The sequence below is a fragment of the Hymenobacter gelipurpurascens genome (assembly GCF_900187375.1).
Classification (GTDB): domain Bacteria; phylum Bacteroidota; class Bacteroidia; order Cytophagales; family Hymenobacteraceae; genus Hymenobacter; species Hymenobacter gelipurpurascens.
In genome coordinates, this window is record NZ_FYEW01000001.1 from 646,232 (window position 1) to 667,025 (window position 20,794).

Genomic DNA, 20,794 nt, shown 5'->3' on the forward strand with positions numbered 1-20,794 from the left:
AAAAGGTTGATTCTGGCGTTCAGACTGCGCAGCTTGCGCCAATTGCGCTGTCTAGGCCACTCAAACATCAGGCTTCACCTAGTTGAGGCTGATACGAGGAAAGCGACCGGAAGTACTGTCGTAGATGAAGAGCTCGTCAATTTCAACCTCGCGCAAAAAATGATAAAGCGGAAACTGTTCTATTATTGACTTTATAGCCGCCGTGTGCTGCCCGTTCATAGTAACCCAGCCGCGGCTACGGTCGGCGCTGATGGCGTTGGCCTCTATGATGCTGTCCTCGATGAGCCGGTTGATGAAGGCACGGTGGCGAGGAATAAGAACGATAAAGTCCTCATCGAAGGCATCGGGCAAACGAAAACTGACAACAAACCGGGCCATGAAAAAAACAACTAATACGGCCTTAACGCCTCCAGAGCGCGAAAGTTGACTTCTGAGTGGCCTACCGCAACTTTTTTCGGGCTGGGAGAGAATACGGGCTATGCACTTCTCCATTATTACTCCTACCCACAACCGCCGGCAGTTTCTGCCCGAGGCCGTGGCCAGTGTCCGCGCCAGCATATCGGCGCCGCTCGACTTTACGTTTGACCACCTGATCTGCGAAAATGCCAGCACCGACGACACGGCCCAATGGCTGAAGTCGGAAGAACACAACGACGGCGTGCCGCTGCGGGTGCGGCCCCAGAGCACCAAGCTCCTGCCCGGCCCGGCGCGCAACCTGCTCATCCGGCAGGATACTCCCGCCGATGGCTGGCTGGTGCCGCTCGATGATGATGACCTGCTCCTGCAGCGGGCACTTTATCATTATGCCGCTGAGATACAGACGCACGACGGCCAGCCCTGGTTTGTGGCCGATTTCCTGCGTGTTGACCAGGACCGGCGCTACCTGCCCAATGAGGATTACTACGCCTGGAAGTTCGAGACGCCCACCGATATGCTGCGCGCCATTTTCCGGGCCGAGCACTTCATTCAAGGCAATGTGTGCTACAGCCGGGCCTTGTTTGATGAAGTGGGTGGCTACGATGAGGAAATTGAAATGGCCGAAGACTTAGACCTCTATGTGCGGTTTCTGCTGGCCGGACACTTGCCCGTTATTTGCCCGCACATCAGCCACTTACACCGCTTCCATACCAGCAACGTCAGCATCGGGGTAGATGCCGATAAGCACGGTCAGGATTTGCAAGTGATATATGATAAGTATGCCGAACAGCTGAAAGCGCTGGGCATTGAGCGGCCGGGAGCTTGACTGGCCTAGGCCACTAAACCAAGCACCCTGTGCTACGAGAGGAAGTTGGTGTGGCCTAGAGGCCACACCAACTTCCTCTCGTAGCACAGGGTGCTTGGTCTTATTGCTTCACAATCACACCGCCTTTTACCACCAGGCGTACCTGGCGCAAGGCTTTGATGTCCTGCGTTGGGTCGCCGGAAACGGCAATCAGGTCGGCGAGTAGGCCAGGCTGAATGCGGCCGCGGTCGGGAAGCTGAAAAAGGCGGGCGTTCGTGCTGGTGAGGCCGCGCAGTACCTGCAGGGTGGGCAGGCCGAAATCCTGGATTAGTTGCTCGGCTTCGCGCAGGTTGTCGCCGTGGGTAAACACGCCCACATCGCCACCAATGGCCAGCTCTACGCCGCTTTGTTTGGCCGCTTTCATACTCAGGCGCTTCTGCACAAGCCGTTCCGGCTCGGGGTCCTGGCCTTTGCGCCAGCCCCGATACTGAGAAATAGCATCGCCGGCCGCCACAGTGGGGCAGAGGGCCACACCGCGCTGCTTCATCAGCTTGAACACTTCTAGCGTGCCGGCATCACCATGCTCAATGGTTTGCACGCCGGCCAGCGCGGCACGGCGCATACCCTCGGGCGTGCTGGCGTGGGCCACTACAGGCCTACCGGTGCTGCGGGCGGTTTGCACAATCAACGTCAGTTCTTCCTGCGAGAAGGTGGGTCGGCTGGGCTCCCCGGCGCCCCAGCGGTAATCGGCGTACACCTTGATGATATCGGCTCCCTTCCCAATCTGCTCCCGTACGGCCCGAATGATGCCGTCCACACCATCGGCTTCCTGGGCACCCTGGGGCACATCCACCTCGGCGGAAAGCTTGGGGCCGTAGCTGCCTGTGGCCACCAGCGCGCGCGTGGCTACCAGCAGGCGCGGACCCGGAATCAGGCCCTGATCAATGGCTTGCTTGAGGCCTACGTCGGCGTAACCGGCACCTTCGCTGCCCAGGTCGCGGGCCGTAGTAAAGCCGGCTTCCAGGGTACGGCGGGCATGAGCTGTGGCGCGGGCCACGCGCAACGCTGAGGACTCTAGCAGCACCTGGTCGTTCCAAGGCGTTTCGTTGTAGGGGTGGAGCAGCATGTGGCTGTGCCCCTCAATGAGGCCCGGCAGCAGCGTAAGGCCCGGCAGTTCCAGGGTGCGGGCACCGGCTGGGGCGGTGAGCTGCGCCGAGGGGCCTACGGCTTTGATTTTGTCGTTCTCTATCAACACGACCCAACCCGCATGCAGCGTTTCGCCATCGAAAACGGCGGCAGGGCGGAGCAGGAGCGAAGTAGGGGGAAGTGTTGAGGGCGTCGACTGGCCTAGGGCCAATTGTGAGGATACAACAAGCAGTAATATCGCAGAGGCCCCTAAAATGCGCATAGTTGGTGCGTTGAAAAATAATACGACACAAGATAGGTCGCGCTTTAGAATTGCTGCCAAGGCCTGCGGGCCTGTTCCGGCAACCCAATTAGCTGTCGTAGAACATGGGCCATCTGCTGAGCAATATTTTCAGCTTCCACTTCTAAAAGAAACAGCTTGCTTGCATCTGCTAACTCCAGGTACAGAATGCCAGCATATCCTGAAGCTTCTATCCCTACTGCTCGCACTTCATCAAAGGATAATACCCTATCTCTTGCCACCTACTGACGGTATACATCACTGAGGTGTACAACTAAAACTCGTCGAGTTCCAGTATCAATTCGAACGTCATTGTGTAAGCTTAATACATCTAAACCAATAGATTTTCGACGCTTTTCTCCCCAGATCATTAACACAAAAAGTGCTAGCCAAATAAACATTGAGTAGGCTTTTTGTTGGATGCTTATAAATATCCAGATGCTGGCAAATACTCCAAAAGATAGATAGCCCGCTTTTTTTTGCTTTGTTGTAAGAGGGTTCCAGCGAAAACGTAATTCCGTCCGGAAATGCTGACAAGTTACCGAGCTGCCTGATGCAGAGAGTTTTCGACTGATGTGTTGTAAATCCGGAAATAAAGGAACGAGGCTCATGCAGCCATATAAAAAATGCCCGCCGGAAGATAGACTTTCCGGCGGGCATTGTAGATAAAGGAAATGCAATTATGCTTTCTCCTTAGCAGGCTTACGCTTTACTTTGATCTTTTCCAGCTTCTTGCCGGCTGGGGCCACATCATTATGTCCGCCCACCAGCGTCATTTCTTTTACGAGGTGGCCGGCGCCGGCGTATTTATCTATCACAAACAGCATATAGCGCACATCCAGGGTGATGTTGCGTACGCGGTCGGGGTCGAACATGATATCCGACATGGTGCCTTCCCAGTTCCGGTCGAAGTTGATGCCGATGAGCTCGCCGCTGCCGTTGATGACGGGTGAGCCGGAATTGCCGCCGGTCGTGTGGTTGGTAGCAATGAAGGCCACCGGCACCGAGCCCTTGTAGGCGTAGGGGCCATAGTCCTTGTTTTTGTACAGCTCGGCGAGGCGGGCGGGTACTTCAAACTCGGGGTTGGTAGGGTCGGCTTTCGCCATGATGCCGTCGAGGGTGGTATAAAAGTCGTATTTAGTACCGTCGGCGGGCTCATAGCCAGCTACCTGGCCGTAGGCCACTCGCAGGGTAGAGTTAGCATCGGGGTAGAACTTGCGGTCGGTTTGCTGTTGGCGCAGGCCGGCCACGTAGGTGCGCTGGAGCAGGGCAATGTTGTCGGTGGCCGCGTTATACGTGGGCAGCACCTGCTGGCGGTAGTTGTTCACGATGGCTTGTACCAGCTGAATGGCCGGATCCTGGCGCAGAGCCTGGGCGTTGCCTTTTGCCACTTCATCCAGCACTTTCAAAGAGCTTTCCAGCGACGTGAGGCGCGATTTGCCGTAAAGCTGCTCCGCGTAGGCGTTCCAGCCGGTGGTGGCATACTGCTTCTGCAGGCTTTTCACATGGGCCGGTAGCAGGGCGGCGGGCGTGCCGTTGGCATAAAATGGTAGCAAAGCAGCCGCTACTTTCTGGTCAGTTGCTACGCTATAGTTGCGGAAAAAACCCGGAGCGCCTTTCTTAAGCTTTTCCATCGCGGCTGCCAGTTCCTCGGCCGAGGCTTTGTTCTCCAGCATATCCAGCGCCGGCAGCAGACTGTTGGCATAAAACAGCAACTCCACGCCCAGGGCAGCTTCTGTCACGTAGTCGCGGGCCAGGGTGTAGTCGCGGACGGTGGCGTAGCTTTTCTGGAACTGCGGCAGGAGCGCAGCATAAGTCGCTTTGCGGGCTTCGTCGCCGCTTTCGGCCCACTTCTGAAATTGTGCTTCCTGCTGCTGCTTGCGCGTTACGGCATCGAGTTTCTTAAGGCCACGGGTTTCGCCAATCCACTTCTTCCAGTAGTTGGCGATGCTGGCGTACTTGGCCGCATACTGAATCCGCACCTTGTCGGAAGCCTTCATATCGGCATCCAGAATGCGCAGTTTGGCATCGCGTACCTTGATTTTGGCGGGGTTCGAGAGGGAATACACCTCATCGACGCCCCAAGAAGTCAGGTATTCATTGGTCCGACCGGGGAAGCCGAACACCAGCGTAAAGTCGCCGGGCTGCACGCCGCCCAGCGAAATAGGCAGGTGGTGACGGGGCTTGAAGGGCTTATTATCGGGTGAGTACGGCGCGGGTTTGTTATCGGGGCCGGCATAAATGCGGAAGATGCTGAAGTCGCCGGTGTGGCGGGGCCAGGCCCAGTTATCGGTGTCGCCGCCGAATTTGCCGATGCTGCTCGGGGGCGCCCCCACCAGGCGGATGTCCTGGAAAACTTCCGTCACGAACAGGTAATACTCGTTGCCACTGAACATGGGTCGCACAAAGGCCTGGTAGTTGGTGCCCTGTACCGCCGCCTGCGCCACGCGCTGGCTGTTGGCCTGCACCAGCTTCTCGCGGTCGGCCTCCAGGATGCTGGTCGTCGGTATGCCCGTCAGTACCTGACTGGTTACGTCTTCCATGCGCACAATAAAGGTGGCGGTGAGGCCCGGGTTGGGTAGCTCCTGCTCCCGCGACATGGCCCAGTAACCCTTCGTGAGGTAGTCTTTCTCTACCGAAGAATGGCTCTGGATCTGGCTGTAGCCGCAGTGGTGGTTGGTGAGCAACAGGCCTTGGTCGGAAATGATTTCGCCGGTGCAGCCGCCACCAAATTGCACCACGGCATCTTTCAAGCTGCCCTGGTTGATGCTGTAAATCTGCTCGGCCGTGAGCTTGAGGCCTTTCTTCTGCATGTCGGCCTCATTGAGCTGCTTGAGTAGCAGCGGCAGCCACATGCCTTCATCGGCGCGGGCCTGCGGAATCAGGGAAAATAGAGTTATGGCTAGCAGAGCCAGCCGGGAAAGTTGCTTCATAAAAATGGTGGTAGGAGGAACGCTGGTGGGTGGGCCAGAGATAAAAACAAGACACAAAAATAGCAAAGCTGCTGCTGGAAAAGTTCGCTAGGCCACTGTCTAGGCAAGAAATAGCGCTCCAGGCCACCCTGGAAAAGCAGCAGTGCCCACCCGAATTTGGGCAGGCACTGGCAACATGCATCACCGATTCAGGATCGGTTTAGAGCAAAGGAATTAAGGACGTTAACTGCTCCTAGGAGTGGCCTAGCTCAGCTACGGCAGCGGCATTTTGCGCGTTATTCTTGGAAGCGGCCGGTACCATCGAAGCGGCCGGAATATCGTCGGTTTCCTCCGCCGCGTGCGTGGTTTCCCACTCCCGGAAGCGCACGATTTCGCCCTGGAATTTTTCTACAAACCAGCTCAGCAAAGCCAGATCATCCAGAAAACCTACCACCGGAATAAAATCAGGCACCAGATCAACTGGGGAAAGTGTGTAGAGCAGCACGCCCAGCGCCGATACAATGGTGCCGTTATCAACCTGCCGGTAGCTGCCGCTGATGTAGTTGCGCACGAGGCGCACCACCGTGAGGGCTACATCAATGAGTTGTTTGAACTTGTTGTCGCCGCTTTCCTTGCTGGCCAGCTTATTGGCGACTTCATTGAGCACCATCACTACTTTGAACGGGCGCCCGAGAAGCTTGCCGGCGCGGTTCAGGAATACGCTGAATAGCGCATTTTTGGAAATAGAAAGTCCTTTTTCGACAAGGTTTGCCATGTGCTGGTTGAGATTAGAATATGCGCCGTGTACGCGCCAGGCCGGACCGGCGTTGTATGCAGTGCTTCTAGGCCAGTAATTGTACAGCGCAAACAAATCTCAGAGAATAGGAATTGCGGCAATCATGCTATGCAGGTTAGGCACTATAGGAGAAGGTACAGGCTTGGTGGCTGTTATCTCCATTTGTTGGACGGCGTAAGCCCGCTCCTGAGTACAACGGTATCCATATGTGAGCACTCAATTCTTCTCGAATAAGCTCTCACTTCAATTTCTCAGCTAATACGCGTTGCAACTCTTCCCCAAGTAAATTTTTGGCTACTATGTTGCCGGTTGGGTCTAGTAGAAAGTTTTGCGGAATGCTTTCCACCTGATACAGTTTAGCTACGTTACCAGCCCTTGCATTGTCGATCACCTGAGCCCAGGGTAGTTTATCTTCCCGCACAGCCTTTAGCCAATTGCTCCGGTTGTCAGCTGCATCAATTGAGACACTTACCACGTCGAAGTTCTTTCCTTTGTAGGCCTTATAGGCGCGTAACACGTTGGGATTTTCCTTTCGACAAGGACCACACCAACTGGCCCAGAAATCAATGAGTACATAGCGGCCCCGATAGTCGGCGAGTGACACGGACTTGCCGGTTGGAGTATTTAGAGTAAAACTTGGCGCCTTCGATCCTAAGGATATAATTGGGCGACGGTAGTCTGCCAACTTAGTAGCAACTTGCTGGCCCTCCGGGCTATTGCGCAAGGCAGGTGTGAGATGAGCCAATAAATAGCGAACAGTAGCCGTATCAGCCTTTGTATTGCTCATCATGTCTACCGCATCCAGGCTGACGAATGAGGCTGGATTGTTCATTATGAACGCAGAGTCGATGGCTGTACGCTGACGATTAAGGGCAGCTCGCCTTGCGGCTCGTGCTTGTTTAAACTCTACTGAGCTCCGTTGCTCAGCAGTAGCCCGCTTATACTCAGTATCATACTGCTTATAGCCAGCTACAATCGGATGCTCCGCCTGATCAAGCTGCTGCAATTTCGTGGTCAAGGGGCCACCCACCACACGGGCGTACTTCAATGAATCGGAGCTGGTTAGTGTAGTAGTGCCAGGCTCTAAGTAAAATGCTGTGCGAACATCAGCATGTAGAATACCCATGCCCTCCGTTTCGCGCGAGCTGCCTCGCCGACTTAGTAGTATAAAAGCTCTACCAGGCTTGTCAACTTGACCACGCAACGTGAAGCGACCATTATGAACGGCAGCAGAATCAATGTATTTGCCTCCGTAGTACAAAAAGGCTTTGGCCGGTGCATTGATAGCGCGGTTAACTTGACCTTCTATAGTGTAAGATTTATCAGATTGAACGGCGGCAAGCAACGGGAGTGCAAGCAGGCCTAGATAGATAATTTTCATACTGAGATATCAGAGGGAAAGTAGTTTAGGATTACTATGTTTCTATCAAATATACGGTGGCCTTACACGGGTGCAAGTGTACTCCCCGTCGTGTGGCATTTAACTTATTCTAAGACCTCAGTAGAGAAAAACGACTAAAGGATACCGGGGAAATGACTAGAAACGGTTGAAAGCATGAATGTCCGTAACGGCAGTATATAGAGGGATAGTTAAGCGTAAAATTCCGAAGAATAACGGCTTTCTTGTAGTTTAGCCCCATGAGCAACCACCTGACCACCCGTCCCGCATCCGGCGAGTACGCCCCGTACTACGACCTCTACATCCAGAACATTCCCGCAGGCCACAACCCGCTTCAGCATCTGCGGGAGCAGCCGTTGCTGCTAAAGGAGCTGCTCGCCGATTTTACCGAGGAGCAGGGTTTGCTGCGCTACGCCCCCGGCAAGTGGAGCATCAAGGAAATGCTGGTGCACATGATGGATACCGAACGCATTTTTGCCTACCGCGCCCTGCGCATTGCCCGTGGCGACAAGCAGCCCCTGCCCGGCTTCGAACAGGATGACTATGTGCCAGCCTCCGGTGCGGATAAGCGGACTATGGAAAGCATTCTGCACGAGTATGATACGGTGCGCGCCGCTACCTTGAGTTTGTTCGATTCGTTTGAGCCAGAGGCCTACAGCCAGATGGGTACCGCGAGCAACAATCCGGTAAGTGTGCGGGCTCTGGCCTACATTCTGCCTGGCCATGAGGCGCACCATCTGCATATTTTGCAGGATCGATACCTGTCCATGCTGGTCAAATAACGTACTTGCAGACAACACCCTGCCGCGCCGCCGCGTTAGGGGTTTATCCATTCCCTCCAACTACTCATCATCATGGCTAAAGCACAAGAACCCCGCAAGGAAAAGAAAAAGGAGCCTGCCAAAACCACCAAGGAGAAAAAGGCCGCCAAAGAAGAGAAGAAAGCCCTGAAGTCTCGTCAGCAGGACTAATTGGCCCATTAAGAATTTCCTGGAACAGCCGGCTCACTTCAGAGAAGCCGGCTGTTTTGCTTTATGAATTAGTGCCTGACTGCCCGTGAATCAACGAATTGCGCTTGTTACCCTGGTGGTAGCTGATTACGATGAAGCCATTGACTTTTACACTCAGAAGCTAGGCTTTCGGCTGCTAGAAGATACCGTGCTTAGTGCACAGAAACGGTGGGTGCGCGTGGCGCCTCAGGGGTTGGCCGGCGCTGAGCTACTGCTGGCCCGCGCTGCTACGCCCGCGCAAGCTCAGTGCGTTGGCAACCAGACCGGCGGCCGCGTGGCCCTGTTCCTTTACACCGATGATGTAGCCCGCGATTATGCGCAGCTTCAGGCACAGGGCGTGACGATAGTACGCCCGCCAATAGCAGAACCATACGGTAAAGTGCTAGTATTCGCTGATTTGTATGGCAACCAATGGGACTTACTGGAGCCCACTCAGAGCGTATAGTACACTTCCTTCTCCTTATCGTGGTGCTTGATGTAGCCGTGCAGCGTGAGCTTGATGAGCGTGCGGTACGCTCGCCGCTGCCCAATGTTCAGCAGCTTCATGTACTGGCCTAGCGTGATGCGCGGGTGCTGCCGCAGATAGTCCAGCACCGCCACTTCTTCTTTGCTTAGCGGAATGCGCTCAAATGCTGGCGTGGCATCGGAACGCTCCAGCACTTTCTCGGTGAGTTGGCTGGTTTGCACGCTCTCATCGCGTACACGCACATAGGAGCGCCAGTCGTCGGTGGCTACTTGGGCGCGGTGCGGCTTCACTGGGCTTTCGGGTACTGTTACAACCACTACCATCCGGCCATCTTCCTCTATTTCCCGGAACCGAAGCGTCAGGGGCGGGTCTATGTAGTGGGCGGCGGCTTCGCGTAACTGATACATTTCTTCCTCCGCATCGCGCACGCCCACAATCCGGCCATCATCATCCACCCCAACAAGCACGCGTCCGCCATGCGTGTTGGCCAAGGAGGAAAGCGTGCGGGAAATACGATGCGGATGGGTGGTTCGCTTCTTGAACTCCAGCTGTTCTCCTTCGCCCTGCCGAATCAGTTCCTGTAAGTCCGTCATAGAAGTATAAGGAGATGACCCGAAGTATCGCTAGGCCTGTTTCCGATACATAAACACAACAAAACGCAAAATGTAGCCGGGAGTAAGCACAGCAGCTTATTTGCGTGCGTACACTTTACTCAATCCCGGTTTCTTCAGCCGAAATCCGCCACAACCGGCTGGCTTCAATGCTACTCCCTGAGCGGCCGGAACTTCGGGCCGGGCGGCAGTTGGTGAAATAGCGGCCACTCACGTTGGCTACCTCGGGGGAGGAGGCCAGGTAGATACTGGTGCGGGCACCCTGCTCGGGCGCAACCATTACGGGGCGCGCCATCCACCACAGTGCTTTCATCACGGCCGAAGTATCGGGGCGCATAAGAGCGGTATCCACCATGCCCGGGTGCAGGCAGTTAGCCGTGATGCCCGTGAGGTCGAGGCGGTGAGCCAGCTCTTTCGTGAACAGGATGTTGGCGAGCTTGGAATCGGCGTAGGCCGTTAGCCAGCTGTATTTATCAGGAGAGTTGCGGGTTTCGCGGTTGGGTTCAATCTCGCCCACCCAATGCGCCACCGACGATACCGTTACCACGCGCGCCTTGCCGGCGGCATCCAGCAGCGGCAAGAGCAGGTTGGTGAGGGCGTAGGGCGCAAGGTGGTTGGTGGCCCAGCTCAGCTCATGACCTTCTTCCGTGATGCTAAGCGTGCCGGGCATGATGCCGGCATTATTCACCAGAATATCCAGCTGGCTAAGCTCCTGCTGTACCTCATCGGCCAAGGCCCGCACATTGCGCAGCAGCGATAAATCGAAGCATTTCACGTGCACCTCGGCGTCGGGCCCAGCGGCTAGCTGAATGGCGGCCCGGGCTCGTTCGGCCTTCTCGGTATCGCGGCCCACGAGCACAACGCGGGCTCCCTGGCGCGCCAGTTCGCGCGCCGTCACCAGTCCGATGCCGCTTGTAGCCCCCGTGATGAGGGCCGTTTTACCAGAAAGAGGGAGTGCTGCAGCCATAGGTGGCAAAGGTAAAAGCAAAGTCGGGGCTAACGAAGGCGCAGAGTGGCCTAGGTGCGGTAAGAAGCAGCCTCGCTTACGAAAAACGTGGCCAGTCGGGTGAGTCTACAATTGATTTCGGACAGAAGAAGTAGCATCATCAGCAGATGATGCTACTCTATATATATCAATTATAGGCCAGTAGCAGCTCCCTGAAAGCAGGCTGCTGGGCGGGTTGCAAGAAAAAAGCTGCTTCCGATTTCCGGAAGCAGCTTTTGCAACATAACGCAGAAGATAACGCCGCTTAGAAGGGCAGGTCGTTGTCGTCGTCGGAGGCGATGGGAGCGGCCGAAGCGCGCAGGTTCGGGTTCTGGTTGGCAGCCGGAGCAGCAGCACGAGGGGCCGACTGCTGGAAGTTGCCACCACCTTGCGGAGCTGCAGCACCACCGGTGCCAGCCTCAATGCGCCAGGCTTCGAGGTTGGTGAAGTACAGCATCTGGCCGTTCTTGTTAAAGCCACGACCACGCAGGTTGAAGGAAATTTTTACCTCGTCGCCTACTTTGTAGGAGTCGATGAGGGCGGTTTTGTCCTGCACCAATTGGAACTTGATATGCTCAGGATACTGGCCGTCTACGACTTCCAGCACGAACTCGCGCTTGCGGAATTTTTCGCTCACCTGCTGTTCGTCGAATATCTCGTGCAGGCGGCCGGTAGCTTCGTAAGCCATAGGAAAGAATATGTTTGGGGATGTTGAAACAGTTAATCAAACGTACGAAAAAAAACGCGGTTCGGCTAGGTTCGTCGGGCCCTTTCGGGGGCATTTGCCTGCGTACCTTTACCTTGCGTTTTGCCTTTTCTCTGAAATAGTTTTTCCTGATGAATACTACTTTTTCCCTGGCCCTGCACGGTGGCGCCGGCACGATATCCCGGCACCTGATGACGCCGGCACAGGAGCAGCTTTACCTGCAGGCCTTACGCACAGCGCTGGAAATTGGTACGGCTGTGCTCCGCCAGGGAGGCTCCGCGCTGGATGCCGTGGAGCTGACCGTGCGCAGCCTCGAAGACTGCCCACTCTTCAACGCAGGCAAAGGCGCGGTATTCACGCATGATGGCCACCACGAGATGGATGCCGCCATTATGGACGGCCGCGACCGGGCAGCCGGGGCAGTGGCCGGCGCCCGTACCGTACAGAACCCCATCCGGGCGGCACGCCTCGTGATGGAGCAAACCGACCATGTGCTACTGGCCTACCCCGGCGCCGATGAATTGGCTCTGCAACATGGCCTGCCTACGCAGCCCGCTGAGTATTTCTTCACCCAGCACCGCTACGACCAATTGCAGGAAGCCCTCCGCGAAGGCCGCATGCGCCTCGACCACAGTGAGCCCATTGCGGAGTCCGCCCCACTGGAGGAGCCGGTAGCTTTTGTCGAAGACCCCAAAAAGAAGATGGGCACGGTAGGGGCCGTTGCCCGCGACCAGCACGGCAACCTGGCTGCGGCCACCAGCACCGGCGGCATGACCAACAAGCGCTACTCGCGCATCGGCGACTCGCCCATCATTGGCTCCGGTACCTTCGCCGATAACCGGACCTGCGCCATCAGCTGCACCGGGCACGGCGAGTTTTTCCTGCGCGCCGTGGTGGCCCACGACATTAGCTGCCTCGTGGAGTATCGCGGCCTGAGTCTGGCAGAAGCCTGCCGGATTGTGGTGCACGAAAAGCTGGCTCCAGTTGGGGGCGAGGGTGGCCTAGTAGCCGTAGATGCGCTCGGCAACGTATCGCTTCCTTTCAACTCCGACGGCATGTACCGCGCCAGCTTTAGCTCCCAGGATGCGGCGCCTTATTTGGGCATCTACAAAGACTGATTTCTAGGCTAGTTTGTGGAGCTATATATATAAGGAGTAGCCCGAAATTTGATTTAATGGGTTAAGTAATTGATGCACAGGAATTAAACGACTAATTATTGGCTTCTCCTATTGTGTCCCCAAGGTCGTTCTCACTAAGGGCTATTTCATAGAAAAGCGCCGCGTTTCCCAGGAGGAAGCGCGGCGCTTTTGCTAGGCCACTAGGGGCCGCTGAATTACATGCCGGAGGAGGCGGGCTCGTTCGCACCCTGCCCGGCCGTAAGGGCTACAGACTCGCTGGCTTGCAACCGCAGATTTAAACTGGGGTAGAATTCGCGCTCGTGTACATCATACACGTTGCCTTTTACTAGCGCGTGCAACAGCATGTTCTCGATGGAAATAGCAGTGCCTTTGGCCGCCGCTGCCGCATTGTTGTGCTCCAGTTTATGACCATCCATGATGATGACCAGGTTGGAGCCAATGGTTTCCATCAGGTGGCCATCCGTAATCAGAACGCCAGTGTCTTCACCCAGCCCAATACCGATGAGCTTAGGGTGGAGGGCCACCGCCTCAATGAGCCGACCAAAGCGGCCGCGCTTCACAAAGTGGGAGTCGATAACGACACAGTCGATGAGGCCTAGGCCAGTGCCCATCTTCACGGCGCCCTTCATCAGAGCATCCGGCACGCTGCCGCCTTTAATCATGGTTTGCGACATGGCCATAGCCCCGGCACTAGTGCCCGCAATGATGAAGTTCGGCTGCTTGCGATACCGCTCCTTCAGCGTGCGCAGAAACTCCGTGCCCCCGAACATTTCCGTCAGGCGCGACTGGTTGCCGCCGGAGAACATCACCACGTCGGCCACTTTCAGGCGCTCCACATATTCTGGCTGCAGCGCATCTTGCGGCACCCGAATATCCATGATGCCCACGTTGTGGCAGTTGAGCATGTCGAAGGAGGAAACATACACGCGCGCTACTTCCTCCGGAATCATGGAGGCCGTTGTGATTACCTCGATGCGCGGATCGGTTTTGCCCGACTCCAACACAACGCGTTTCAGTATACCCAACTCGAAGAAGTTGAGGTAGTATTTTTTTTTGGTGCGCGGATTAGGGTAAGTGCCCTTGTCTTCATTGCCACCAATGGCAATCAACTTGCCGAGAGGTTTATCTTTTTTCAATTCGGAAAATCAACTTAGTCAACAATTGGAAAGGCCCACCTACTTCCAGCAAGGTTCGGGCCAGCGCTAGGCCAGTAGGAGAGATAAACAGACAGGCCGGCAAATCTGCTTATATTCTACGCCACCTATTTTTAAAGGAACACAATTTGAAGCGCTAGTGCTACTTGTTTGGTTGAAAACTGATATCAGCTACTAAATGGGCTTGCCCAACAGCGCATCAAAAGTAACGGACGCTACAGCGTGGTAGTTCGGACGGGCTTCGGCGTAGATGCGCTGGGCCCGCGCTTTCCCGTTGGGAGTAGCCAGCAAGGCTTTGTAGAGCGGCACCAGAAATTTACGGCGGCCCACCCGAACCAGAAACTGGTGCAGAGCCTCATCGGCGGGGGAGTAGCCGGCCGCGATGGTGTGCGGAAACCAGGCGGCTACTATTTCGGAGTTGCCAGACTTCGTGAAGCCAAATGCAGCATCCAACTCAGCGAGCTTCTCTTGAGTAAGCTTGGACGGCAGTCCGTGCAGGAAGTGTACCCATTCGTGGCTGCTCCACTCTGAGGTGGCTAGGCCCGCCGCGGGTGTGCCCTTCTGCCAACTTTGCAACGCCTCCTCTACCGCCGCAAATCGCGCCGACGAAACCGGCGGCGCCACCGATGGTATACCGGGCTCATTGATCCAGGCATCTAACTGCAACTGCTGCTCTAGGCCAGGGTGGTGAGTAAACAGCTCCTGCCGCAGGTAAGCCACAAACGAATCGGTGTCCATACTCTGGAAACTGTGGCGAGCAAAGTACTCCTTGATAAACGTATCGAGGGCCTCACGACCAATCAAGTGTTCTATCGTGAGCAGGAGGTAGTCGCCTTTTTCGTAGGCAATTTCGTTGAGGCCCTCATCGGGGTCGCGCCCGGCCAGCTGAAGGTGCAGGTGCGTATCGGGGCTGTTGGTACCTAGTTCCTCGATAGTATGGAGTAGGGCGGAGTGGCCTAGCACCTGCAGCATCTCGGCATAGGGGCGGCCGTAAAGCTTCTCCATAATCCGGCGCTCAAAGTATACCGTGAAGCCTTCGTTCAGCCAAAAGTCGTTCCAGGTGGCATTCGTAACCAGGTTGCCGGACCAGGAGTGGGCCAACTCATGCGCCACCAGGCTGGTCAGGCTTCGGTCGCCGGCTAGAATGGTAGGAGTTACAAATGTTAAACGCGGATTTTCCATTCCACCGAAGGGAAAGGAGGGAGGCAGCACCAGCAGATCGTATCGTTCCCAGCGGTAAGGACCGTACAAGTCCTCCGCCGCAACCACCATGTTTTCCAGATCAACAAATTCACTGGTGGCAGTTGGGAGGGTAGTTGGCTCCGCATAAACTCCGGTTCGCGCGCTTAGCGGCTCAAATGCCAGGTGGCCAACAGCCAGCGCCATGAGGTAGGCCGGCACGGGCTGGGTCATGCGAAAGTGGTACTTCCCAGAGGGGGCTAGTTGTTGCGGGTTTTCTGCGCTCATCAGGGCCAGCAACTCGGCAGGCACCTGCACACTGGCATCGTACGTGAAGCGTACACCCGGCGAGTCCTGGCACGGAATCCAGGTGCGGGCCAAAATGGCTTGTGACTGAGTAAAGAGAAAAGGGTGCTGCCGACCGGCGGTTTGTTCGGGAGCAAGCCATTGGAGCGCGGCCGCTCCCGGCGTAGTTTGGTACCTGATAGTAACGGCGGCCGTGTCGGGCCGAATGGCAATGCGCAAGGACTGGCCTAGCACCGGATCGTCTTCTCCCAGTGTGAAGCTAGTCGGTTCGCCCTCTGGCCCGCCCAGCAGTACTGCTTCAATAGCCAACGAGCGGGCATCCAGTAACAGCTCCGTGGCTCCGGCAGCATTGGCCAGTTGCCAAGTGGCATGGCCTGCCAAGGTTTGGGTGGTAAAATCAACCGTTAGGTCGAGGTCCAGGTGGTGCACGCTTACCTCAGCAGGCCGGGCATAGCTGTGCGGGTCGGTGATATAGTGCGGAGTAGTGGGTGCTGGGGTGTGGGGCATGAGAGAAGAACAGAAGGTAAAGCACAACGCAAGTATAGGACAGGATTCACTGCCGTATTCTGGGCACCGGTTGTCGGGCCTGGCCCAAGTGGCCTAGGCCAGCTACTATACGCGTAGGGAAGTTGAAGGTCGGTCCTATAGCTACTTTCTACTCTCGGAGTTTACAAGCGTAAGCCGAAATCTGCTAACTTGCGACAGTAGGAAAGAACCATCGGTCTGACAACTCAACAGCCCGTAAACCAGTAAAACGCCGCAGGCTCGCGTCGGAACTTGGACAGCTTTTTGTCTGCCATCTTCAAGACCCCGCCGTCGTTTTAATTCTTTTCTCACTCCCCGCATGAACGAGACACACCAGTTTTCATATTTCAACACCCTTTGTTGCTGGCTGCTGGGCCTGCTGCTGCTCACCTCCACGGTGTCGTGCAGCCAGGACCAGAAAGACCAGATCAAAGATGCGCTGCCAGGTGGCCTCACCAAGGCTGGCGGCGCGCAGCCCAAGCTCGATAGCGTGTACATTGTAAAGTACATGAGCGCTGAGCCGAAGTTTAAGGACCAGATTGAGTGGGCCAAGAAGTTCTACAAAGAGCGTGACTTCCGATTGGGCTGGTTCCGCAACCACGAAGTGGTACCCCAGGCGCAAACGATGCTCGGTGTCATCAATAAGGCTGCTGATGAGGGCTTAGACCCTAAAGACTATCAGACTAAGGACTTTACAAAGCTTTTTGCCGCCCTAAATGAGGCGCAGTCTGACTCTACCAAGCGCAATGCACTGGAAAAGGAGATTGATGTAGCCCTTTCAGGTACCTACTTCAACTGGGCTTCTGATTTCTATCGGGGTACCGTAAACCCGCGCCAGACCAAGAGCATTGACTGGAATGTGAAGCGCAATAAAATCAAACTTCACAAGGCCCTCATGACCATCCTAAAGGAGCGGGAAAGCACGTATCCTTATTATGAGTTTGAGCCTCTGCACCCGGAATATGACCGTCTGAAAAAGGCGTTAGCCGACTACCGGACTGTTCAGCGTAACGGGGGATGGGCAACCATTCCGGCTGGTACCAAGCTTAAGCCGGGAGCCAGTTCTCCGGCAGTAGCGGCCTTGCGTAGCCGCTTGCTAGGCACTGAGGCCGTAGCTCCAGACGCTTCTGCGATGCCGGTGCAAAGCGTGTCAAACAAGCCAGGCGCTACTATTGCAGCAGGTACTACTGCCGCTCCTGCTCATGTTTATGACGAGCAATTGGTGGCGGCTGTAAAAGAATTCCAAACCTTAAATGGTCAGAAAGCCGATGGAATTGTAGCCGGGGAGACCCTGCGTTTGCTCAACATTCCGGTCTCTCAGCGCATCGACCAGATCGTGCTGAACATGGAGCGGTGGCGTTGGATCCCGAAAAAATTCGAGCCCAGCTACCTCCTAGTGAATATTCCTGACTACACCCTGCACGTGGTTGAGGATGGGAAAGAAGCCTTCAATATGCGTGTAATTGTGGGCAAGACGCTCAATGCAACGCCGGTCTTCAGCGACCAGATGGAGTTTGTGGTGCTGGCTCCCTACTGGAATGTGCCCTTCAGCATCATCGATAAAGAACTGCGTCCGAAGCTAGAAGCCGATGCCCAAGGCACGCTTGACCGCTTAGATATGGAGGTCGTGAAGGGCTGGGGCGCGAAGGCAACCCCCGTTGATGCAAACAGCATTGACTGGGCCAACGTGAACGAAAAGACGTGGAAGTACACCTTGCGTCGTCGCCCCGGACCTAAGAATGACCTCGGCGATGTGAAGTTCATCTTCCCTAATTCTAACGATATCTACCTTCACGATACTCCCCACGATGAGCTGTTCAGCCAGAACAAACGTGGGTTCAGCCATGGTTGTGTGCGGGTAGCAGAGCCAATAAAACTGGCGGAATATCTGTTGCGCAACAAGCCCGGCTGGGACAAAACGGCCATACTGGATACGATTGCCGGACGCCGTGAAAAGTACGTGACCCTTCCCGAGAAGCTCCCGGTTTACTTGGTGTACTTCACCACGTGGGTAGATGAAAACGGAAAAGTCAACTTCCGTGAAGACATTTACGGACACGACAAGTCCCTCGCGAAAGAGTACTTTAACTAGCCCGCGAGACGGTTTTCTTGTAAGCGCCCCGGTCTGTTGCATCAGCAATAGACCGGGGCGCTTTCTTTTTTTTGCTATAGCCACTGGTTGCCTCAGCGTACTCAAACTCCTATGCACAAGCAGAAGAGGAGCCAAGATCATTCATACTGTGACGAAGAGGCAAAAATTAGCGAGTAGAACTCGATGGGGGCTGTTGATATAGAACCTTAAGCAGCCCGCTTGCAAATTGTATAGTATCCTAATGGCTTTTCGAAGGCGTCAAAGTAAACAATAGAGCAAGTATTTACATATGTAATACAATTGTAAACTTGGTATTGAATTGTTTACTGTTGTAAATATAGATTTGCTCCCTTTATCAGCAGTTTACAACTGTGTACTTCGTCCATCATTACGAATTGGCTGAATGATAATGGCTACATTTGTAATCTAGTTATTGGAATGCCATATGGTTGAGCGTATTCGGGAAATATTAACGGGACGGCAGCTTACGCCTACTCAGTTTGCTGATAGTATTGGGGTGGCTAGGCCTATTGTAAGCCATATACTAAGCGGGCGTAATAAGCCTAGTTTGGAAGTGGTCCAGAAGATTATTACGGCCTTCCCGGATCTTTCTATCCCTTGGTTACTAAGTGGCACAGGCGCTATGCTTGCAGCTGCGTCTGACCCGGCTTCCCTTATTCCCGTGCCTTCCGTAGCCGCCGAACGTACCAAGGCCTCCAGTAAGGCTGCAGTAGCGCGTCCGGTGGCTCCAGAGGTACCGGAGGTGCAACGTACTGCCCCAACTCTTTCCAGCCCCCCTGAAATTACCTCTCAGCAGGTAGCCCCCGTTTTTCAAGGTCCAGTAGTTAGACTGTCTAGTGAGCCTAACCCGGCAGCAGTTAACACCCCAGTGAAAGTCGCCGTAGCAGACACAGTAGTTACTAGGCCACCAGCGCAGGATACTCTGCCGTTACCCAGTGCAGTTTCTGTTGCGCAGCAGCCCGTTGCGAAAGCTGACAAAGAAGCTGAAACCATGGCTAAGGCCTTTGCTGAACCCGGTAAAACGATACGCCGCATCGTAATTTTCTATCACGATGGCACATTCTCTGACTTTCAGCCTGAAAAGTCTGACCTGTAAGCTGTTACTGGCGTTGCCATTCTGGGCTTATCATATTGCCGCTCGGAAAGAAGGACATTTATTTTGCTGAACAACCTGTTGTCTGTTGGTGGGTTTGCAGCTGTTCATGAATATTGCTTTCATCGTTATATGCAATTTGTCAGTATGCACTTCGGAGTATGGACAGGGGGCCATTTCCATGCTACTTACGATCTAATTGAAAGCGCATTTCTATTGAAGGTATTGTTGGAGATGTATAAGTATTTTCTTTGCTAAGGCTGTTTGTCAATCGTTGTCAGGCGTATTTTTAATTAAGTGAATTTCAGGTATTTATATCATTGAGTTAAAGCTTTTGTTTTGACTAAAGTTTATATTTAATAAAAGTAATATTATAAAATAATTCATACTTACATTTAATGCTTATTTAGTTGGTGAATAGGAAGGGAGATGTTAACTATTTTGCCTTTCATAGTGGCCGAGAAAAAGTCTATTGTCTGTTAGGCTATTTGCGCTAACAGAATTAGCGAGAATTTTTATACTACCTCAGCGTATTGGGAATGCAAAATTGCTTTTTCTGTCTAAAGCGTAGTAGGCGCGTTGGCGCTCATATAGTGAGGGAAAGGCTTTAGTGGTGAGTAACATTTGTGAAAGTATTCAGCGGTTGAGCCTTTGTATAATTGGCTGCCTCGTAGCTGTGACTGCCCATTTACTTTTGTTGCCTGCCACGCTAGCGCCAACTATTAAAGGAGGCCAGAATTAGGCACTATAGTTAAGTGGGTTCTGCTTGGCTGTTTTCGGGGGGCTGCTTACCTTTGGGCTATGAAAAATTTCCGTCTGTTCGTCCTGTTCGCCGCTGGCGCCTCGTTGTTCCTGTCGTCTTGCTCGCAAGCTCCCGACGCGGAGAAAGATCCTAATGCTGACGCCGCTTATAAGCGCACCCACCGTCCTGAAGGATATCGGGAGGCTCAGCGTAGCAACGTTAACTACTAAGGCATACAGCTAGGCCACCTTGGCCACTCAACGTAGGGCAAGGAGAGACCTAGCGTGAGTAATGTATAGCAGGCCAAAAGCCCATAAGCCCCGCTGCACCTAGGTGCAGCGGGGCTTATGGGCTTTTAAGTTGTAGAACTTGAAGGAAGTGCAGACTGCTTTATTCAGCAACCAGTATGGCAACAGGTTTTTCAGGGGAAGGAGCCACAGAAAGATCAGGAAGCTGAATATCGGCTAGCAGACGGCCTTCTAGCAGGTTTGCCCACGTCCGGAGATACAGCACCACATCATCGCGCTGATTATGGCGCAAGGCATTTCGACGCTCGAAGTGAATGGCAGCGCGAATGGTCGGATCCGCGAGGCGCTCTAGGTGAGTTAGATCTTGGCGCGTGAAGCCCAGGGCCAGCATCTCATCAATGGTTTCGTCGATGGGTAGGCCACTGGTAGGACAGTAGTCAGTAATCTGCCGCTCCCAGTCGCCGTAGCGCTGCATGGCGCGGGCATGAATTTCACCCTTACTCAGCTTAGTGACAGTCTGAGCCAGGTGGCCGCAGTTGCAGCTGCCCATATGGCCCCACTGGTACGGGGCCTGCGTGGCAAGACGCTGAGCGGTGTCGCGAAGGGCTTGAATGACGGAAAGAGTGCTTTTAGCCATAACAGAACAACGTTGGAGCGAAAGTATATCTGCCGGAAGATGGGCATGTACCCACTAATAAGGAACAACGAAGGGGTTTTGTTTCCTTCTGGCCTACCATCTAGCGTAAAGCTGGAAATTTCTTT

The 20,794-nt window shown here is 54.6% G+C and carries 19 protein-coding genes; 7 read left to right on the forward strand and 12 right to left on the reverse strand.

Translation table 11 applies throughout. From position 1 onward, the window contains the following. Positions 1-78: 78 nt before the first annotated feature. Complete coding sequence (locus tag CFT68_RS02610) at positions 79-378, reverse strand: hypothetical protein (protein ID WP_088841867.1); 300 nt, start codon at positions 376-378, stop codon at positions 79-81. A 100-nt stretch (positions 379-478) separates the two neighbouring features. Here CFT68_RS02610 and CFT68_RS02615 point away from each other — a divergent pair, with 100 nt between their 5' ends. Then, positions 479-1,243, forward strand: a complete 765-nt coding sequence (locus CFT68_RS02615) for a glycosyltransferase family 2 protein (protein ID WP_088841868.1) — start codon at positions 479-481, stop codon at positions 1,241-1,243. A 100-nt stretch (positions 1,244-1,343) separates the two neighbouring features. On the opposite strand, the gene CFT68_RS02620 is transcribed toward CFT68_RS02615, so the two are convergent. The 5 genes from CFT68_RS02620 to CFT68_RS02635 all read right to left on the reverse strand — a co-directional run bounded on the left by CFT68_RS02620 (position 1,344) and on the right by CFT68_RS02635 (position 7,737). Beyond that, entirely contained in the window at positions 1,344-2,630 is a 1,287-nt protein-coding gene (locus CFT68_RS02620; RefSeq protein ID WP_088841869.1) for a metal-dependent hydrolase family protein, read from the reverse strand. 260 nt (positions 2,631-2,890) lie between these two features. Next, entirely contained in the window at positions 2,891-3,259 is a 369-nt protein-coding gene (locus CFT68_RS21425) for a hypothetical protein (RefSeq protein WP_141106405.1), read from the reverse strand. 69 nt (positions 3,260-3,328) lie between these two features. Beyond that, entirely contained in the window at positions 3,329-5,581 is a 2,253-nt protein-coding gene (locus tag CFT68_RS02625; protein WP_088841870.1) for a S46 family peptidase, read from the reverse strand. A 232-nt stretch (positions 5,582-5,813) separates the two neighbouring features. Continuing rightward, a complete protein-coding gene (locus tag CFT68_RS02630; protein WP_141106406.1) occupies positions 5,814-6,335 on the reverse strand; it encodes a YkvA family protein in 522 nt (173 codons plus the stop codon). 259 nt (positions 6,336-6,594) lie between these two features. Further along, positions 6,595-7,737 (reverse strand): TlpA disulfide reductase family protein, encoded by a 1,143-nt coding sequence (locus CFT68_RS02635; protein ID WP_088841872.1) that lies wholly within the window; start codon positions 7,735-7,737, stop codon positions 6,595-6,597. Between the two features lie 257 nt (positions 7,738-7,994). On the opposite strand from CFT68_RS02635, the gene CFT68_RS02640 reads away from it, so the two are divergent. Both CFT68_RS02640 and CFT68_RS02645 read left to right on the forward strand, forming a co-directional pair. Next, a complete protein-coding gene (locus CFT68_RS02640; protein WP_088841873.1) occupies positions 7,995-8,537 on the forward strand; it encodes a DinB family protein in 543 nt (180 codons plus the stop codon). A 274-nt stretch (positions 8,538-8,811) separates the two neighbouring features. Continuing rightward, the gene (locus CFT68_RS02645; protein ID WP_088841874.1) at positions 8,812-9,210 is read left to right on the forward strand and encodes a VOC family protein; all 399 of its coding nucleotides are present in this window, start codon (positions 8,812-8,814) and stop codon (positions 9,208-9,210) included. On the opposite strand, the gene CFT68_RS02650 is transcribed toward CFT68_RS02645, so the two are convergent. The 3 genes from CFT68_RS02650 to CFT68_RS02660 form a co-directional block, all read right to left on the reverse strand. After that, complete coding sequence (locus tag CFT68_RS02650; RefSeq protein WP_088841875.1) at positions 9,198-9,824, reverse strand: AlbA family DNA-binding domain-containing protein; 627 nt, start codon at positions 9,822-9,824, stop codon at positions 9,198-9,200. The two genes, CFT68_RS02645 and CFT68_RS02650, sit on opposite strands and share 13 nt — an antisense overlap. 115 nt (positions 9,825-9,939) lie before the next feature. Beyond that, the gene (locus CFT68_RS02655) at positions 9,940-10,809 is read right to left on the reverse strand and encodes an SDR family oxidoreductase (protein WP_088841876.1); all 870 of its coding nucleotides are present in this window, start codon (positions 10,807-10,809) and stop codon (positions 9,940-9,942) included. A gap of 283 nt (positions 10,810-11,092) precedes the next feature. After that, complete coding sequence (locus CFT68_RS02660) at positions 11,093-11,515, reverse strand: DUF3127 domain-containing protein (protein WP_088841877.1); 423 nt, start codon at positions 11,513-11,515, stop codon at positions 11,093-11,095. Positions 11,516-11,664: 149 nt separating this feature from the next. Here CFT68_RS02660 and CFT68_RS02665 point away from each other — a divergent pair, with 149 nt between their 5' ends. Further along, positions 11,665-12,651, forward strand: a complete 987-nt coding sequence (locus tag CFT68_RS02665; RefSeq protein ID WP_088841878.1) for an isoaspartyl peptidase/L-asparaginase family protein — start codon at positions 11,665-11,667, stop codon at positions 12,649-12,651. Positions 12,652-12,866: 215 nt separating this feature from the next. Here the strand turns inward: CFT68_RS02665 and CFT68_RS02670 are convergent, their stop codons facing one another. Together CFT68_RS02670 and CFT68_RS02675 are read right to left on the reverse strand one after the other, a co-directional pair. Continuing rightward, positions 12,867-13,808 carry a cyanophycinase gene (locus CFT68_RS02670; protein WP_088841879.1) on the reverse strand — a complete coding sequence of 314 codons (942 nt, stop codon included), beginning with the start codon at positions 13,806-13,808 and terminating at the stop codon, positions 12,867-12,869. 192 nt (positions 13,809-14,000) lie between these two features. Beyond that, positions 14,001-15,818, reverse strand: a complete 1,818-nt coding sequence (locus CFT68_RS02675) for a M1 family metallopeptidase (protein ID WP_088841880.1) — start codon at positions 15,816-15,818, stop codon at positions 14,001-14,003. 337 nt (positions 15,819-16,155) lie between these two features. On the opposite strand from CFT68_RS02675, the gene CFT68_RS02680 reads away from it, so the two are divergent. From CFT68_RS02680 to CFT68_RS21745, 3 genes are all read left to right on the forward strand, one after another. Further along, entirely contained in the window at positions 16,156-17,928 is a 1,773-nt protein-coding gene (locus CFT68_RS02680; RefSeq protein ID WP_088841881.1) for a L,D-transpeptidase family protein, read from the forward strand. Positions 17,929-18,373: 445 nt separating this feature from the next. Then, positions 18,374-19,045: a helix-turn-helix domain-containing protein gene (locus tag CFT68_RS02685; protein WP_088841882.1), complete on the forward strand. Its 672-nt coding sequence runs from the start codon at positions 18,374-18,376 to the stop codon at positions 19,043-19,045. 798 nt (positions 19,046-19,843) lie between these two features. Next, entirely contained in the window at positions 19,844-20,014 is a 171-nt protein-coding gene (locus CFT68_RS21745) for a hypothetical protein (RefSeq protein WP_170934678.1), read from the forward strand. 160 nt (positions 20,015-20,174) lie between these two features. On the opposite strand, the gene CFT68_RS02690 is transcribed toward CFT68_RS21745, so the two are convergent. Then, the gene (locus CFT68_RS02690; RefSeq protein ID WP_088841883.1) at positions 20,175-20,669 is read right to left on the reverse strand and encodes a hypothetical protein; all 495 of its coding nucleotides are present in this window, start codon (positions 20,667-20,669) and stop codon (positions 20,175-20,177) included. Positions 20,670-20,794: the final 125 nt, after the last annotated feature.

Bases quoted from the DNA above. Each gene is read 5' to 3' on its own strand.
- CFT68_RS21425 (WP_141106405.1), bottom strand. From the start codon at position 3,259: ATGAGCCTCGTTCCTTTATTTCCGGATTTACAACACATCAGTCGAAAA.
- CFT68_RS02650 (WP_088841875.1), bottom strand. From the start codon at position 9,824: ATGACGGACTTACAGGAACTGATTCGGCAGGGCGAAGGAGAACAGCTG.
- CFT68_RS02620 (WP_088841869.1), bottom strand. From the start codon at position 2,630: ATGCGCATTTTAGGGGCCTCTGCGATATTACTGCTTGTTGTATCCTCA.
- CFT68_RS02635 (WP_088841872.1), bottom strand. From the start codon at position 7,737: ATGAAAATTATCTATCTAGGCCTGCTTGCACTCCCGTTGCTTGCCGCC.
- CFT68_RS02655 (WP_088841876.1), bottom strand. From the start codon at position 10,809: ATGGCTGCAGCACTCCCTCTTTCTGGTAAAACGGCCCTCATCACGGGG.
- CFT68_RS02625 (WP_088841870.1), bottom strand. From the start codon at position 5,581: ATGAAGCAACTTTCCCGGCTGGCTCTGCTAGCCATAACTCTATTTTCC.
- CFT68_RS02675 (WP_088841880.1), bottom strand. From the start codon at position 15,818: ATGCCCCACACCCCAGCACCCACTACTCCGCACTATATCACCGACCCG.
- CFT68_RS02665 (WP_088841878.1), top strand. From the start codon at position 11,665: ATGAATACTACTTTTTCCCTGGCCCTGCACGGTGGCGCCGGCACGATA.
- CFT68_RS02615 (WP_088841868.1), top strand. From the start codon at position 479: ATGCACTTCTCCATTATTACTCCTACCCACAACCGCCGGCAGTTTCTG.
- CFT68_RS21745 (WP_170934678.1), top strand. From the start codon at position 19,844: ATGAAAAATTTCCGTCTGTTCGTCCTGTTCGCCGCTGGCGCCTCGTTG.
- CFT68_RS02640 (WP_088841873.1), top strand. From the start codon at position 7,995: ATGAGCAACCACCTGACCACCCGTCCCGCATCCGGCGAGTACGCCCCG.
- CFT68_RS02690 (WP_088841883.1), bottom strand. From the start codon at position 20,669: ATGGCTAAAAGCACTCTTTCCGTCATTCAAGCCCTTCGCGACACCGCT.
- CFT68_RS02685 (WP_088841882.1), top strand. From the start codon at position 18,374: ATGGTTGAGCGTATTCGGGAAATATTAACGGGACGGCAGCTTACGCCT.
- CFT68_RS02660 (WP_088841877.1), bottom strand. From the start codon at position 11,515: ATGGCTTACGAAGCTACCGGCCGCCTGCACGAGATATTCGACGAACAG.
- CFT68_RS02680 (WP_088841881.1), top strand. From the start codon at position 16,156: ATGAACGAGACACACCAGTTTTCATATTTCAACACCCTTTGTTGCTGG.
- CFT68_RS02610 (WP_088841867.1), bottom strand. From the start codon at position 378: ATGGCCCGGTTTGTTGTCAGTTTTCGTTTGCCCGATGCCTTCGATGAG.
- CFT68_RS02630 (WP_141106406.1), bottom strand. From the start codon at position 6,335: ATGGCAAACCTTGTCGAAAAAGGACTTTCTATTTCCAAAAATGCGCTA.